Origin of the sequence: Pseudoduganella sp. R-34, from assembly GCF_049904655.1 — a bacterium.
In the GTDB taxonomy this organism is placed as follows: Bacteria; Pseudomonadota; Gammaproteobacteria; order Burkholderiales; family Burkholderiaceae_D; genus Rugamonas.
Window position 1 is genome coordinate 6,687,890 of sequence record NZ_CP184572.1, and the last position, 14,193, is coordinate 6,702,082.

Here is a 14,193-nt window from a genome sequence, read left to right on the forward strand (position 1 = left end):
CTTGCCGCTTACGCGGCCTTCTTGTCGTCCGCAGGCTTCTCGTCGCGCAGCATGCGGCGCAGGATCTTGCCAACGTTGGTTTTAGGGAGCTCGGTGCGGAACTCGATATATTTCGGCTTCTTGTAGCCGGTCAGGTTTTGCTTGCAGTGCTCCATCAGCGCTTCCACGGTCAGGTTCGGGTCTTTCTTCACCACGAACACTTTTACCGCTTCGCCGGAATGCTCGTCCGGCACGCCGATGCAGGCGCATTCCAGCACGCCCGGATGGGCCGCCACCACGTCTTCGATTTCATTCGGATAGACATTGAAGCCGGAGACCAGGATCATGTCCTTCTTGCGGTCCACGATCTTGACGTAGCCGCGCTCGTCCATCACGCCCACGTCGCCGGATTTGAAGTAGCCGTCGGCCGTCATGACCTTGGCGGTTTCCTCCGGGCGGTTCCAGTAGCCGGCCATCACCTGCGGGCCGCGGATCGCGATTTCGCCCGGCGTGCCAAGCGGCACTTCGCTGCCTGCATCGTCCAGGATTGCCACTTCGGTGGAAGGAATCGGCAAGCCGATCATGCCGGAGAATTCGGTGCTGTCGAAGCGGTTGGCAGTTGCCACCGGCGCGGTCTCGGACAAGCCGTAGCCTTCCACGATGGTGACGCCGGTTATCTTGAGCCAGCGGTCGGCCACGGCCTTCTGCACCGCCATGCCGCCGCCGTTGGCGACCTTCAGGCCGGAAAAGTCCAGCTTCGTGAAGTCGGGATGGTTCAGCAGCGCGTTGTACAGCGTGTTCACGGCCGGCAGCATGTTGAAGCGGTACTTGGCCAGCTCCTTGATAAAGCCGCCGATATCGCGCGGGTTCGGGATCAGCACATTCAGGCCGCCCTCGCGGATGCCCCACATGGCGCACACGGTCAGCGCGAAGATGTGGTACAGCGGCAGCGCGCAGATGATGGTGCGCTCGTCCGGCGGCAGGTCGGCCAGCTTCGGCGCCGACCAGGCCTGCATCTGCAGCAGGTTGGCGATGATATTGCGGTGGGTCAGGGTCGCGCCCTTGGACACGCCGGTGGTGCCGCCGGTGTACTGCAGGAAGGCGATGTCTTCATGGCGCAGTTCGACGGGCGTCAGCTTCATGCTGCGTGCGTGGCCCAGCGCGTCCTTGAAGCGCACCGCGTTCGGCAGCGAGAACGGCGGCACCAGCTTCTTCACGTTGCGCACCACGAAGTTGACGATCATGCCTTTCAGGCCGCCCAGCATCTCGCCCATGTTGGCGACGATGATGTGCTTGACCTGGGTGCGCGGCAGCACCTGTTCCAGGGTGGTCGCGAAATTCTCGAGGATGATGATGGCTTCCGCGCCGGAGTCGTTGAGCTGGTGCTCCAGCTCGCGCGGCGTGTACAGCGGGTTGACGTTGACGACGGCGTAGCCGGCGCGCAGGGTGGCGGCGATGGCAATCGGGTATTGCAGCACGTTCGGCATCATGACGGCCACGCGCGCGCCCTTTTTCATGCCGCGGCTTTGCAGCCATGCGCCCAGGCGCCTGGAATGCTGGTCAAGGTCGGCATAGGTGATGAATTTGTCCATGCACACGAAGGCATTGCGCGACGCGTACTTCTGGAACGATTCTTCAAGCAGGTGAACCAGGGAGCGGTATTGCGTGGCGTCGATTTCGCTCGGGACGCCGGGGGGATACGACTTCAACCAGATTTTTTCCATCCTGTGCCTCTTTGTCTCAGTTTTATATGTTTTATTTGCGAAAATAGAACGGCCGTGCTTTCCCGCACTCTAGATGCTATCGTGCAGCATGACACAGGGCAAGCTATTTTCCGGGTTTGGAACGGGTACTCTAGCGGGCCTCCGTGCTGCAAAGCAGCATAGATTGTGCGTCAATTGACGGCGCCCGGTTCCTTGGCAGCGGCGGCCGTCGTGGTCTCATTGGCTTGCGCCATAGAGCGCGCCAGTTCGTGCAGCCTGTCATGCCGTTCCACGGATGGCAGGTTGCTCATGCTCCGCACCGCAGCATAAAACTGTGGGAATGCTTTTTCCTTCACCAGCAAAGCGCGGAAACCTGGCAGCAAATCATTATAGGTTGCAACAGATGCCAAATGGGCATTATTCAACGGTTCCGCAAAGAATCGGTCATAGCCGTTGTAGCCACCCCAGTTGGCCTTGAGGACTTTGTACTCTTCCTGCAAGGCGGCAAAGATGCGCACCTTTTCCTCGCGCTTCTTCCTGGCGCTGGCCTTGCTCGCATAATTGTCTGCCAGCATCTGGCGATGCTTCACCAGCAGGTCCATGAAGTCCTGTCGCCGCACGTTGTAGCGAGCATAGGCTTCGCGCATGGCATCGTTGCCATACAGCTCGAGCCAGTGGTTGACGCCGGCCTCTTCCACCGCCGAGGCAAAGGCTTCGTTGAATTTGGAATCGCCCTGCACGTACACCACCTGGTGCGCCAGCTCGTGGAAGATCAGGCGCGCCAGCTCGGCATCGGAGTGGTTGATGAAGGTCGACAGCAACGGGTCGCTGAGCCAGCCCAGCGTGGAATAAGCGGGCACGCCGCCGACCTGCACGTCGTTGCCTTCCTTGCGCAGCTCTTCGGCATACGCTTCGGCATCGGCCTTGTCGTAATACCCGCGGTAGCTGACGCAGCCTGCGATCGGGAAACACCATTGCACCGGGCGCAGCGACAGTTCGGGCGTGGCGACCACATTCCACAACACATACTGCCGGTTCAGGGGGGCGTAATTCTTGTAGCTGGCGTTGTCGGGCAGCCCAAGCTCCTTGACCGCGAATTTGCGGATCAGCTTGGCCTTCTCGAGGCGGGCTTTGAGCTTGGGATCGGTGGACGGGTCGCCGATCCAGTCGTCGACCGGACGGGCGTCAGACCAGAGCGCGTACTGGCCCTGGGCAGCCTGGAAGTAGTACTTGAATTGCGCACAACCCGCCAAGAGGCCGGCGCACAGACCCGCCGTCGCCAGGTATCTGGCGCGCAGTTTCAGGTGTGCTAACGTGCGCATAAATCATTCTCAGGCGGCTTTCTCGACTTGGACCAGTGTATCGTAAAAAGTCGGCGCGCGACCCATGTCAGTCAGCCGTTGGCTGGTGACCTCATTGGCGTTCTTGCCATCGCCGGCCAGCTTCTTCCACCAGATCGACAGCCCTACCACAAGGCCTTTGCGGGCCTTCGGCGTTACGCGGGCCTTGCACACGAAGGAACCGCGATCGTTGAAGATGCGCACCATATCGCCGTGGTTGATGCCACGTGTTGCCGCATCGTCAGGACTGATGTCGAGCTGCGGCTCGCCCTCCGTGGCACGCAAGCTTTGCACGTTGACAAAGGTCGAGTTCAGGAAGTTGCGCGCTGGCGGAGATATCATCGCAAGCGGGTATTTTGCCGCCAGATCGGGGGCAGATGCTGCAGATTCGTAGTTCGCGATATAGGTTGGCAGCGGGTCCAGGCCATCCTTCTTCATGCTTTCTGAGTAGAACTCACATTTTCCGGAAGGTGTGGGGAAATTGCCGCATGCAAAGGGGGCATCGGGAACTTCCAGTTTCTGCCAGCCCTTCTGCTTGAGTGACTCCCAGTCGAATTGCACGAATGCCACCGATGCCAGCGCGTCATCGCTGTCGCGGAAACAAGGGTCGTCAAAGCCCATGCGTGCCGCCAGCAGGCGGAAGATCTCGGTGTTCGGCTTGGCTTCGCCCATTGGCGCGATAGCCGGGTTATTGGCCATCATGTACAGGTGGCCGTAGGCGCCGTGAGCATCGGTATGCTCGAGCTGCGTGGTGGCTGGCAGCACGATGTCGGCATAGTCGGCGGTGTCGGTCTGGAAATGTTCCAGCACCACGGTGAACAGGTCTTCACGCGCAAAACCCGCCTGCACCTTGGACGAATCAGGCGCCACCGCCAGCGGGTTCGAGTTGTACACGATGACCGCCTTGACCTGCGGGCCAAACTCGGGCGACGCCGGACGCAGCAGGTCGTCGCCGATGGTCGTCATATTGATGGTGCGCGGCTGTTTCGCCAGCAAGTCCGGGCGCTGGAGCGCCGCCAGGTTTTTCCTGAAGGTGCCGGATGCCGACAACTGCACGCCGCCCGCCGCGTGGCGCCAGGCGCCCACCAGGGCAGGCAAACAAGCAATATTGCGCACCGCCATGCCGCCGCCATGCACGCGCTGCACGCCGTAATTCATGCGGATGGCGACCGGCTCGCCGCGCTTGGCGGTTTCCCCATATTCGCGCGCCAGGCCTTCCACTTCCTCGACGGTAATGCCGCAGGTGGCCGCCACGCGCTCCGGCGTCCATTCCGCCACGCGCTGGCGCAGCTCTTCGAAGCCGATGGTGTAGTCGGCAATGTATTCATGGTCCAGCAGGTCCTCGCGCATCAGGATGTGCATCAGGCCCAGCGCCAGCGCCGCGTCCGTGCCCGGCAGCAGGGCGATGTGCTGGTGGCATTTCTCCGCCGTCAAGGAGCGGTAGGGGTCGATGGCAATCAGCCTGGCGCCGTTGCGCTTGGCTTCCTGGGCCCGGGTCCAGAAATGCAGGTTGGATGCAATCGGGTTGCCGCCCCAGATGATGAGCAGCCTGGCATGCTGGAATTGCTCGATATCGGTGCCGATCGAGGCGCCGACCGTGTATTTGTAGCCGGTGGCGCCGGCGGTGGCGCAGATGGTCCGGTCCAGCAGCGAGGCGCCGATCTTGTGGAAGAAACGGGACGACATCGATTCGCCCTGCACCAGGCCCATGGTGCCCGCGTAGCTGTAGGGCAGGATGGCTTCCGGCTCGGCCGCAGCCAGCGGTTTCAGGCGTGCCGTGATCTCGTCCAGTGCCTGCTCCCAGCTGATGCGTTCGAACTTGCCCTCGCCCTTCCTGCCGACGCGGCGCATCGGGTACAGCAGGCGGTCCGGCGAATAGGTCCGTTCGGTATAGCGGGAAACCTTGGTGCACAGCACCCCGGCGGTCGTCGGGTGATCCGGATCGCCTTTCACCTCGGTCGCCACGCCGTCTTCGACGGTGACGAGCAGGGCGCAGGTATCGGGGCAATCGTGCGGGCAGGTGGCGCGGACTTGTGTGGTTGACATCTTGATCTGGGTTAGCGACGGCTGAAAACAGTATCGTAAACGATTCCGGAAAACCGCACCGGGAGGCTAGAATGGCAAGACCGATGGAGAACAACAATGAAACTGATCGACCCGATTATCGCGTTTCAGTCCGAGTTGCAGCAGATCCGACGCGACCTGCATGCCCACCCGGAACTCTGCTATGAAGAAGAACGTACCGCCGATGTCGTTTGCGCCAGGCTGACCGAATGGGGCATCCCCTTCGAGCGCGGCCTGGGCAAGACCGGCGTGGTTGGCATCATCCGTAACGGCGCCTCCGAACGCGCCATTGGCCTGCGCGCGGACATGGACGCCCTGCCGATGCAGGAAATCAACACCTTCGCCCACGCCTCGAAGCACCCTGGCAAGATGCACGCTTGCGGCCATGACGGCCACACCGCCATGCTGCTCGGCGCGGCCCACCACCTTGCCAGGCACCGCAATTTCGACGGCACCGTTTACCTGGTGTTCCAGCCGGCCGAAGAAGGCGGCGCCGGCGCGCGTGAAATGATCAAGGATGGCCTGTTCGAGCGCTTCCCGATGGATGCGATCTACGGCATGCACAACTGGCCCGGCATGGCGCAAGGCGCGCTGGGCGCTTGTGAAGGGCCGATGATGGCCTCTTCCAATGAGTTCCATGTGACCGTGCGCGGCAAGGGTGCCCACGCGGCGCAGCCGCACAAGGGCATCGACCCGATCATGATCGCGGTGCAGATTGCACAGGCGTGGCAGACCATCGTCACGCGCAACAAGAGCCCATTGGATACGGCCGTGCTGTCGATCACGCAGATCCACGCCGGCAGCGCCACCAATGTGATCCCGGACGATGCCAGGCTGGTCGGCACCGTGCGCACCTTCACCACCGAGGTGCTGGACATGGTGGAAAAGCGCATGCAGTCGCTGGCGGAAGGCATTGCCGCCGCCTTCGAGGCGGAAGTGGAGTTCACCTTCCGCCGCAACTATCCGCCGCTGGTGAACCACGCGAAGGAAACCCGCTTCGCGCTGGACGTCATGAAGTCGGTGGTCGGCGAATCGATGGTCGATGCCAACGTCGAACCGACCATGGGCGCCGAGGACTTTGCCTTCTTCCTGCAGGAAAAGCCCGGCTGCTACATCTTCATCGGCAATGGCGAGGGCGAGCACCGGGATGGCGGCCATGGCCTCGGCCCCTGCGTGCTGCACAACGCCAGCTACGACTTCAACGACCGCTTGCTGCCGATCGGCGCCAGCTTCTGGGTGCACCTCGCAGAAGCGGCACTGCCGCAAGCCCGTTAAGGAAGCTTGTCGGCCTGCGCGCCGAGTCGCACGCCATCGTTCAGCCGCTCCAGCGCCAGCAGCGCGGCGGAATGATCGGCGCGCGGATAGACATCCTTGATCGACTCATAGCGCTCCGTCACCAGGCTGGTGACGGGCAGCGCCACGCCTGCCGCTGCAGCGGCAGCCAGGATATTGTGCTGGTCCTTCAACTGCGTCAGCACCTGCCCGCCCGGCAGGAAATTCCGCTCCAGCATGCGCTGGCCGTGCACTTCCAGCACGCGGCTCTCGGCAAAGCCGCCGCGGATCGCCTCGCGCACCGCCACCGGGTCTGCTCCCGCCGCCTGCGCCAGCAGCAAGGCCTCCGCCACGATGTTGATGGTGCCGCCGACGATCAACTGGTTGCACAGCTTTGCCACCTGCCCGCTGCCGGCCGGGCCAACCAGCTTGGGCTTGCCCATCGCTTCCAGCACCGGCCGCGCCGCCTCGAAATCGGCCGCACTGCCGCCCGCCATGATGGCCAGCGAACCCGCTTGCGCGCCGCCGACACCGCCCGACACCGGAGCATCGATGAAGCGATGCCCGCGCCCGGTCAGCAGCGCGTGGAATGCCTGTGCCTCGTCCTGCCGCGTCGAGCTCATGTCGATCCACAGCGTGCCGGGACGCAGCGCATCGAGCGCAGCATCGATCACGCCGCCGACTGCATCGCCCGCCGACAGCATCGATACCACCACCGCCGCATCGGCCACCGCGTGCGGCAGCACGTCGTCCGGGTCCGCGCCGGCGGCCGCCAGCACGCCGGCCTTGCCCGCTGTACGGTTCCAGGCCGTGACCTTGAAACCTGCCGCCAGCAGGCGCAGGACCATCGGCTCGCCCATCAAGCCGATGCCAAGAAATGCAATTCGCAGAGGATGCGTCACAATAAGCTCCAGATATGCCAATATTGCAGTGATTCTAACAATTAAGGGGTCGCCTGAAAAAAATTCAGAACGAAAGTAAAATTGCCGGCATTGCCTCAGCAAATATGAAGACTGCGGCAAGGACTAGAGAGAAAAACATGCAAATCAAAAAACTGTTCGCTATTGCTGCCGCTGCATTTGTAGCGCAATCCGCTTTCGCCTTCGACACCAATTCCGCCTACGTGGAGGCCGGCTCCGCTTCCAAGATCCGCATGGTGCGCCTGGGCGCCACGCAGGACTTCAACCCTGAATGGAGCTGGTTCAATTCCAACGGCACCCACGTCACCGGCTACTGGGACGCCAGCATCGGCTTCTGGCAGGCCCGCCAATGGCTCAACGTGCCCGGCGACAAAGAGAACCTCTTCGACGTCGGCTTCACCCCGGTCCTCCGCTACGAGAATACCAGCAAGAAGGGCTTTTACGTGGAAGGCGGCATCGGCGCGCACCTGCTTTCCAAGACCTACAAGAACAACGATGACGGCCTGTCGACCGCCTTCCAGTTCGGCGACCATATCGCCGTCGGCTATGTCTTCGACAACAAGTGGGAAGTCGCCCTCAAGGCGCAGCACTACTCGAATGGCGGCATCAAGAAGCCCAACAGCGGCGTCGACGTCATCATGCTGAAAGCAGCTTACCACTACTGATTCACTTCTTGCGGTAGCGCTGCACGCCCTTTGGCAGCAGGTTAAACACGCGCACCATCGCGTGCAGCTGCCAGGGGAAGATGCAGCGCGCCTGCCTGCCCGCGATGGCGCGGGTAATGCGGCGCACGGCCTCTTCTTCGGTCTGCAGGAACGGCTTGCGCTGCGCGCTTCCGCCATTCAGGTCCCTCAGCTTCTGCGTATCGACATACCCCGGAACCACTGCCGTCACGTCGATTCCGTGCGGCGCCAGCGCCTTGCGATAGGAATCGCTGATGGCAATCGCGGCGCGCTTGCTCGCGCTGTACAGCGAGCCGTTCGGATATTCGTGCAGCAGCCCGGCAATCGACGCCACCACCACCATCTGGCCGCATCCACTGTGCAGCATGGCCTGCGCTCCCGCATCGAAAGCATGGCATAGGCCGGAGACATTGGTGCGCACCACAGGCAGGCTGCGCATGCGGTCCTGCGCCAGCGCCGCGGCATCGGCATACTGTCCTGCTGTGACGATCAGCAGGTCCAGCCCTCCTTGCGCGAAATCGCCGACCGCATCGAACACTGCCTGGCGGTCGCCGATGTCGAAGCCATAGCGCAGCAAGCCGGCTTGCGCGGCGATGGGGTGCCCGTCCAGGCGCGACGGATCGCGCCCGCACAAGGCCAGCTCGGCGCCCTGCTGCGCATAGTGCCCGGCCAGGGCCAGCCCGATGCCGCTGGTTCCGCCGATGATCATTATCCTCATTGTCTTCCCCTGTTGAACCTCGTTGCGTGGCGCAGGCGCAGCCCCGGACTGGCATACGCCTCCATGCCGCGCTGGTAACCGTACTGCCATTGCGCCTCGACGTCGTTCGCATACTCCGCCAGGCTGGGCGGCATCACCAGCCTGATGCGGTTGCCCAGCCAGTCGATGCGCTTTCGCATGCCGCTGCCGCGCAGCGCGCTCGATATGTCGCTGGTGTCGACCCAGGCATGGGCATGCTGCGCGTGCACGTGCTTCAGCCGCGCGTTGCCATCGATGCCGAGAACCTTGCGCAGCGCCGGAATTGCCAGCGCCTGGCCGAACGGCGGCTTGGCTTCCATCGTCACGTGCCGTGCCAGGCCATGCGCGATCTCGATCGGGAACAGGTCGATCACGCCGCCCATATAGTGTTCGCCGCCGTGCTGGTGGCAGGCGAAATAGAGCATGTCCGTGATCGAGCTGCGTACGGCGTCGGCAACCGGCATGGCGCTGTCCAGCAGCAGCCCGGGCGCGACCGCGCCGCAGCTCCATGCGGGTGAACTGGCCGGCGCCTGCCATCCTTGCAGCAGGCTGCATGCGCGGTCGGGGCCAAGCAGGACTTCCGCGAACAGGGCGCGGTCGCCGCGCGCCTGGCCCGCCTGCTCCCGGCCGAACAGCAGTTTCGCAGCGACGATGGCAAGTGCCGGGGACTGCGGGCGCGCCGCCGCCGGCAACGGCAGCGCGCCCGGCAGCTCGAACATGTAGTCGTCGAACACGTCCGGTACACGGCTGGCCCGCCCGCGCGACAGGCCGCGCAGCAGGGCCGCTCCCAGCACCGGCAGCGCACGCACGTGCGGCGCCGCGCGCATGCGGCACAGGAACTGGTACATCTCGGGAGAGGCAAGCCACTGCTTGCGCTGCGCGGCATCCGGCAGGGCATGGATGATGGCTGCCGCCAGCGAACCCCCGCAACTGGCGAGGATGATGTCGGGCGCCATGCCGCTGTCTTCGGCCGCAGCGTGCATGCCAAGGTAATAGCCGAAGCGAAATCCTCCTCCCGCCATCACCATGCAGCGCTCGTACTTTTGATCTTCACTCATATCACGTGACATAATGCCATGAATGCAACTCCTGCACCTGATCATCAACGCCCTGCTATTCGGGCTTTGCTACACGCTCACGAACCTTGCTGCCGAAACGGCGCAGGTCCAGCGCACGCTGGCGCTTCCGTTCGAGCAAGCCATCCCGTTCCTGCCGTGGATGATCATTCCCTATGCCAGTTCGGGGCCCTTGCTGGCCTGGGCTTTCTTCAAGGTCCGCAAAGGAGACGCGCTGCGTGTTTATAGCCGCCGCCTGATGCTCGCCACCGTCGCCGCCAGCCTGGTGTTCGCGATTTTTCCTGCCCGCTTCCCGTCCGCCAGGGTGCTGCCTGAGCACGCGTTCCTGCAGCTGGCCTATGGCTTGCTTGACGCCTCGGACCGGCCCTACAACCAGTTCCCGTCCCTGCACATCACCTACTGCATCCTGCTGTGGCTCGCGCTGCGGCCAGCCATTGCCAGCCGGACCTGGCGCATTGTGCTGGCTTGCTGGCTGCTGCTGGTTGGCGCCAGCACGCTGCTGACCTGGCAGCATGCCGTGGCCGATATCGTCGGCGGCATCGCCCTGGCGGCCGCCGCCTGCCATGCAGTGCGCGCCGGCGCCACCGCCCGCCAAAGCGTCGCGTTCTACTACGCCATCATGGCAGGACTGGCGCTGCTGGCCGCCAGCCTGTTCGCGCCCGCGTGGCTCTGGCTCTACCTGGCCGCCAGCCTGCTGCTGGTGGCCCTGGCATACGTCCGCCGCAACGCGGCCTTCCTGCGCAAGAACCAGGGCCGGCATCCACCCTGGATCTGGCTGCTGTTCTGGCCCTACCTTGCCGGCTACGCCGTCACCTGGCTGCTGGTGCGCTGGCGCCAGCATGGCAAGCCGCCTTTCGCGCAGGCGACCGATGGCCTGTGGGTAGGCCGCCGCCTGAGCGCCAGCGAAGCGCAGCAACTGCCGCCGGGCTGCAGCATCATCGACCTGAGCGCAGAACTCAGCGAAACCGAACTGCTGCGGCGCGGCCGTTACCGGCACCTTCCCCTGATGGACCTGCAGGCCCCAAGCCGCCAGCAGGTTCGTACCATCCTTGCCGCTATCGACACCGAACGCAGCCAGGGCCGCCCGGTCTACCTGCACTGCGCGATGGGTTACAGCCGCAGCCTTTTCATCGCCCGCATCTACCTTAACTCCTACACTTCATGAGCATTTCGATCTACCAGCTTAAACCGCGTTTCCAGCAACTGCTGCGTCCATTCCTCAACCTGCTCACCCGGCTCGGCATTACGCCGAACCAGGTCACCCTGGCAGCCATGGTGCTGTCGGTAGGCTACGGCGCGGCGCTCGCATTGGCGCCGCAATGCCTTGGCCTTTGGCTCGGCCTGCCCTTCTTCCTGCTGTTGCGCATGGCGCTGAATGCCATCGATGGCATGCTGGCCAACGCGACCGGCAACAAGACAGCCCTGGGCGCTTTGCTGAACGAGCTGTGCGACCAGGTGTCCGACGTTGCGCTGTACCTGCCAGCGGCCTTGCTGGCGGGCGTCTTCACGCACCTGCTGGTGCTGGTCGTGGTGTTTGCACTGCTGGCCGAATTCGCCGGGGTGCTGGCCGGCAGCATCGGCGTCGCGCGCCGTTTCGATGGTCCGATGGGCAAGAGCGACCGCGCCTTTGCCTTCGGCCTGCTCGGCCTGCTGGTCTGGGCAGGCGTTGCGCCGGTCTGGCACAACGCCTTGCTTGCGGTGGTGCTGCTGCTGTCGCTGGTGACGGTGTTTAACCGCCTGCGCCAGGCGCTGCGCCTTTCTCCGCAAGTGAAACAGTAAAGATACCTTCCAGCCCGATCATTGTTCGCAGCTTGCGGCAACCGGCCAGCGCGACCAGGCCGTCCATCTCGGCCTGCGCACGCGGGCGCATACGCCACGGCTCGCCGCGGTGGTTGGTCAGCGTGTAGGCGATCATGTCCAGCTGCGGGTGCCATGGCTGGCCGGTGTACAGCAAGCTGCCGCCTTCACGCAAGCTGGCCGAGACGCCACGCAGCGACTGCAGCACCATGGTGTTGTCGCTGAACAGCTCGTAGAGGCCCGATACCACGGCGATGTCGTAGCGGCCTTCCTGGCCCTGGTAGCTGTCGGCGCTGAAGGCATCGCGGCGGCAGTATTCGATGCGGGCGCTGACCTGCAGCTTTTCCGCCAGCTTCCTGGCCTGGTCCAGGTTGTGCTGTTCGTAGTCGCACAGCGTGACTTCGATCTCGCGGTCCTGGAAGCGCTTGACGGTCTCCAGCACGTAGCGCGCGGAACCTGCGGCGATGTCGAGGATGCGCACCGGACCAGGGCCCTGGTGGGCCGCGATCTGCTGCGCCAGCATCTGCTGCATCTGCACCTTGCGCAGGCGGATGCCGCGCCATCCCACGGCATCCAGGTAGCCGCGGTCCATGATGCCGCCGAAGCCAAGCTTGCCGCCCGCCTGGTTGCGATAGACATAGTCCAGCGATTCGCCCGAATCAAATCCGTGGCGCAGGCCGATCTTCATGCCATCGCTCAGCGGGCCCATTAGCTTCAGCATATTGCGCTGCAAGCCGAACCAGGCGCGCGTCAGCGCATTGCCGGTCCGGTTGTCCTGCAGCGCGGCGTAGTGCTGCGCACCTTGTCCTTCCCGGTCGGCAGCCGCGAAACGCACCGGCGATGCCGGCTGCGATGCGTAACATTCGTCGATAAAGCTGCGGCTTGCCTGCATCGCAACGGAAGTGTCTTCCTCGTAGAAGATGGCGTGGCGGCAGCGCTGTAGCCTGACATAACGCTTCATTTGCGAAGACAGGCGCTCGAAGAACAACTTCTGCGGCGCTTCATGCACGACATAGTCCTGGTCGGCGGCCAGCATCAGCACCGGCGTGTCGATGGCGGCGGCATCGTGCACGATGCGTTGCGCCGTATCGGCAAGCTCCAGCAGGATCTGGGCCGAGATGCTCTTGGCGATCAGCGGGTCTTGTTCATAGGCGCGCGCCTGCTCCGCCGAATGCGTCAGCATGGTCGAACGAATATAGCTGGTCACGAACAGCTCCGGCTTGAAGCGCCGCGCAAAGCGCAGGCCCGGCTTTGCCAGCGGCACATACAGCTTGATCGCAAAGGCCGCGGCAGCCATGACCAGGCCGCGCACGCGCGGAGCATAGTCATGCAGCCAGGTCGCCGCCACGACAGCGCCAACGCTGTTGGCGATGACCAGCACATCCTCGATCGCAAAGCCATGCTTGCTGCAGAGATGGCGCACGAAGGTATCCAGGTCTTCCACCATGGTGGCGAAACTTGGCGCGGAGCCGCGCTCACCCGGCGAATAACCGTGTCCGCGCGCATCGTAAGCAAAAGCCCAGTCGCCGTGGAAGCCGAATTGCTCGACCAGCGTGCCGATACGGCCGGAATGTTCATGCCCGCGATGCAGGAATACCAGCGCACGTGGCGCTCCGCTACGCGGCGCCAGCGGCATCCAGCTACGGTAGAACAGGCGCGTGCCGTCGGCCGCTTCAAATCCGGACTGGCTCTCACTCCAGGCAAGGCCTCGTTCAATCTTCATTCTTTTTTCCTTATCGATAATTGAGCAGCAGGTAAAGCAGTGGCGCCGTCACCACCAGGCTATCGGCGCGGTCCAGCATTCCGCCGTGGCCGGGAATCAGGTTTGAAAAGTCCTTGATGCCAAGCTTGCGTTTCGCTGCGGAGAACATCACGTCGCCGGCAAAGCCGCCAAGGGACAACAGCACCGCGATCGCCGCCATCCAGGCTGGCCGGCCCAGGCCGAAGTAGGCGCCCATGGCGAGCGACAGCAAGACGGAAACCACGACGCCGCCCAGCAAGCCCTGCCAGGTTTTCTGCGGGCTAATCAGTGGCACGATTTTCTGCTTGCCGAACAGCTTGCCACTGGTGAACTGGGCGATGTCATTCAAGGCCGTCACGATAAACAGGTAGAACAGCCAGGACAGGTTTTCCCTCGGCCCGAAAGGCAGCTGGACAAAGGCGGGGACGAAGCTGATGCCGAAACAGGTCAGCGCAAACAGCAGCCAGGGCAGGGCAGCCAGTTCGCGGGAGTGCAACAGGTACACAGCAGCGGCGCCAGCGGCCAGGGCGAATGCCATGGGCAGGAAAGCCGGCGCGTAAGTGCCCGCGCATGCGGCCATGAACAGGCTGGCGATGGCAGCGGTCCGGAAGCGGCCGGACGCCTGCCCGCAATAGGGTGCAAGCTCCCGCGCAGCCAGGCCGCAAATGACGAGTGCAAGCAACGGCGCCCCAACCGGATAGAGGATCAGGCCGCAGCTGACAATGGGGAAGATGAACCACCAGGCATTCACCTGGTCACGCAACTGGCTGGTACGCGAGCCAAGCGCCAAACCCACACCCGTTGAAACGATACCCAGCAGCACATACAGGGCAGCCATTGCGTATCCAAGCTGCGCATTGAAGATTCCATTCATGACTTGCA

Annotated in this window: 12 protein-coding genes; 4 read left to right on the top strand and 8 right to left on the bottom strand. The window is 63.5% G+C overall.

The genetic code is table 11. From position 1 onward, the window contains the following. Window positions 1-8 precede the first annotated feature (8 nt). The 3 genes from ACN9MW_RS30625 to ACN9MW_RS30635 all read right to left on the bottom strand — a co-directional run bounded on the left by ACN9MW_RS30625 (window position 9) and on the right by ACN9MW_RS30635 (window position 5,068). Window positions 9-1,703 (bottom strand): long-chain fatty acid--CoA ligase, encoded by a 1,695-nt coding sequence (locus ACN9MW_RS30625; protein WP_426166101.1) that lies wholly within the window; start codon window positions 1,701-1,703, stop codon window positions 9-11. Window positions 1,704-1,873: 170 nt separating this feature from the next. Continuing rightward, on the bottom strand, window positions 1,874-3,004 hold the full coding sequence (locus ACN9MW_RS30630; RefSeq protein ID WP_426166103.1) for an aminopeptidase: 1,131 nt from the start codon (window positions 3,002-3,004) through the stop codon (window positions 1,874-1,876). A 9-nt stretch (window positions 3,005-3,013) separates the two neighbouring features. Continuing rightward, window positions 3,014-5,068 (bottom strand): molybdopterin-containing oxidoreductase family protein, encoded by a 2,055-nt coding sequence (locus tag ACN9MW_RS30635; protein WP_426166105.1) that lies wholly within the window; start codon window positions 5,066-5,068, stop codon window positions 3,014-3,016. A gap of 96 nt (window positions 5,069-5,164) precedes the next feature. Between ACN9MW_RS30635 and ACN9MW_RS30640 the strand changes: the two genes are divergently transcribed. Continuing rightward, the gene (locus tag ACN9MW_RS30640) at window positions 5,165-6,361 is read left to right on the top strand and encodes a M20 aminoacylase family protein (protein WP_426166108.1); all 1,197 of its coding nucleotides are present in this window, start codon (window positions 5,165-5,167) and stop codon (window positions 6,359-6,361) included. Here ACN9MW_RS30640 and ACN9MW_RS30645 read toward each other — a convergent pair. Further along, window positions 6,358-7,206, bottom strand: coding sequence for an NAD(P)-dependent oxidoreductase (locus ACN9MW_RS30645; protein WP_426172343.1), 849 nt, complete (start codon window positions 7,204-7,206; stop codon window positions 6,358-6,360). The two genes, ACN9MW_RS30640 and ACN9MW_RS30645, sit on opposite strands and share 4 nt — an antisense overlap. Before the next feature lie 191 nt (window positions 7,207-7,397). On the opposite strand from ACN9MW_RS30645, the gene ACN9MW_RS30650 reads away from it, so the two are divergent. Continuing rightward, the gene (locus ACN9MW_RS30650; RefSeq protein ID WP_426166111.1) at window positions 7,398-7,943 is read left to right on the top strand and encodes an acyloxyacyl hydrolase; all 546 of its coding nucleotides are present in this window, start codon (window positions 7,398-7,400) and stop codon (window positions 7,941-7,943) included. A gap of 1 nt (window position 7,944) precedes the next feature. Here ACN9MW_RS30650 and ACN9MW_RS30655 read toward each other — a convergent pair whose 3' ends face one another. Continuing rightward, window positions 7,945-8,679 carry an SDR family NAD(P)-dependent oxidoreductase gene (locus tag ACN9MW_RS30655; RefSeq protein WP_426166114.1) on the bottom strand — a complete coding sequence of 245 codons (735 nt, stop codon included), beginning with the start codon at window positions 8,677-8,679 and terminating at the stop codon, window positions 7,945-7,947. Further along, window positions 8,676-9,755: a patatin-like phospholipase family protein gene (locus tag ACN9MW_RS30660; RefSeq protein WP_426166117.1), complete on the bottom strand. Its 1,080-nt coding sequence runs from the start codon at window positions 9,753-9,755 to the stop codon at window positions 8,676-8,678. The genes ACN9MW_RS30655 and ACN9MW_RS30660 overlap by 4 nt, the downstream gene beginning before the upstream one ends. Before the next feature lie 22 nt (window positions 9,756-9,777). Between ACN9MW_RS30660 and ACN9MW_RS30665 the strand changes: the two genes are divergently transcribed. Beyond that, complete coding sequence (locus ACN9MW_RS30665; RefSeq protein WP_426166119.1) at window positions 9,778-10,938, top strand: phosphatase PAP2 family protein; 1,161 nt, start codon at window positions 9,778-9,780, stop codon at window positions 10,936-10,938. Further along, on the top strand, window positions 10,935-11,552 hold the full coding sequence (locus ACN9MW_RS30670) for a CDP-alcohol phosphatidyltransferase family protein (protein ID WP_426166122.1): 618 nt from the start codon (window positions 10,935-10,937) through the stop codon (window positions 11,550-11,552). Before ACN9MW_RS30665 ends, ACN9MW_RS30670 begins: the two co-directional genes overlap by 4 nt. Here the strand turns inward: ACN9MW_RS30670 and ACN9MW_RS30675 are convergent. Continuing rightward, window positions 11,503-13,293 carry a bifunctional alpha/beta hydrolase/class I SAM-dependent methyltransferase gene (locus ACN9MW_RS30675; protein WP_426166124.1) on the bottom strand — a complete coding sequence of 597 codons (1,791 nt, stop codon included), beginning with the start codon at window positions 13,291-13,293 and terminating at the stop codon, window positions 11,503-11,505. The two genes, ACN9MW_RS30670 and ACN9MW_RS30675, sit on opposite strands and share 50 nt — an antisense overlap. A gap of 10 nt (window positions 13,294-13,303) precedes the next feature. Then, window positions 13,304-14,149 carry a phosphatidate cytidylyltransferase gene (locus tag ACN9MW_RS30680; RefSeq protein ID WP_426166127.1) on the bottom strand — a complete coding sequence of 282 codons (846 nt, stop codon included), beginning with the start codon at window positions 14,147-14,149 and terminating at the stop codon, window positions 13,304-13,306. Between the last annotated feature and the right edge of the window lie 44 nt (window positions 14,150-14,193).

Excerpts from the sequence above, each read along its gene's own strand:
- ACN9MW_RS30680 (WP_426166127.1), bottom strand. The coding sequence starts at position 14,149 with ATGGCTGCCCTGTATGTGCTGCTGGGTATCGTTTCAACGGGTGTGGGT.
- ACN9MW_RS30660 (WP_426166117.1), bottom strand. The coding sequence starts at position 9,755 with ATGAGTGAAGATCAAAAGTACGAGCGCTGCATGGTGATGGCGGGAGGA.
- ACN9MW_RS30675 (WP_426166124.1), bottom strand. The coding sequence starts at position 13,293 with ATGAAGATTGAACGAGGCCTTGCCTGGAGTGAGAGCCAGTCCGGATTT.
- ACN9MW_RS30650 (WP_426166111.1), top strand. The coding sequence starts at position 7,398 with ATGCAAATCAAAAAACTGTTCGCTATTGCTGCCGCTGCATTTGTAGCG.
- ACN9MW_RS30625 (WP_426166101.1), bottom strand. The coding sequence starts at position 1,703 with ATGGAAAAAATCTGGTTGAAGTCGTATCCCCCCGGCGTCCCGAGCGAA.
- ACN9MW_RS30655 (WP_426166114.1), bottom strand. The coding sequence starts at position 8,679 with ATGAGGATAATGATCATCGGCGGAACCAGCGGCATCGGGCTGGCCCTG.
- ACN9MW_RS30665 (WP_426166119.1), top strand. The coding sequence starts at position 9,778 with ATGCAACTCCTGCACCTGATCATCAACGCCCTGCTATTCGGGCTTTGC.
- ACN9MW_RS30630 (WP_426166103.1), bottom strand. The coding sequence starts at position 3,004 with ATGCGCACGTTAGCACACCTGAAACTGCGCGCCAGATACCTGGCGACG.
- ACN9MW_RS30645 (WP_426172343.1), bottom strand. The coding sequence starts at position 7,206 with ATGGTCCTGCGCCTGCTGGCGGCAGGTTTCAAGGTCACGGCCTGGAAC.
- ACN9MW_RS30670 (WP_426166122.1), top strand. The coding sequence starts at position 10,935 with ATGAGCATTTCGATCTACCAGCTTAAACCGCGTTTCCAGCAACTGCTG.
- ACN9MW_RS30640 (WP_426166108.1), top strand. The coding sequence starts at position 5,165 with ATGAAACTGATCGACCCGATTATCGCGTTTCAGTCCGAGTTGCAGCAG.
- ACN9MW_RS30635 (WP_426166105.1), bottom strand. The coding sequence starts at position 5,068 with ATGTCAACCACACAAGTCCGCGCCACCTGCCCGCACGATTGCCCCGAT.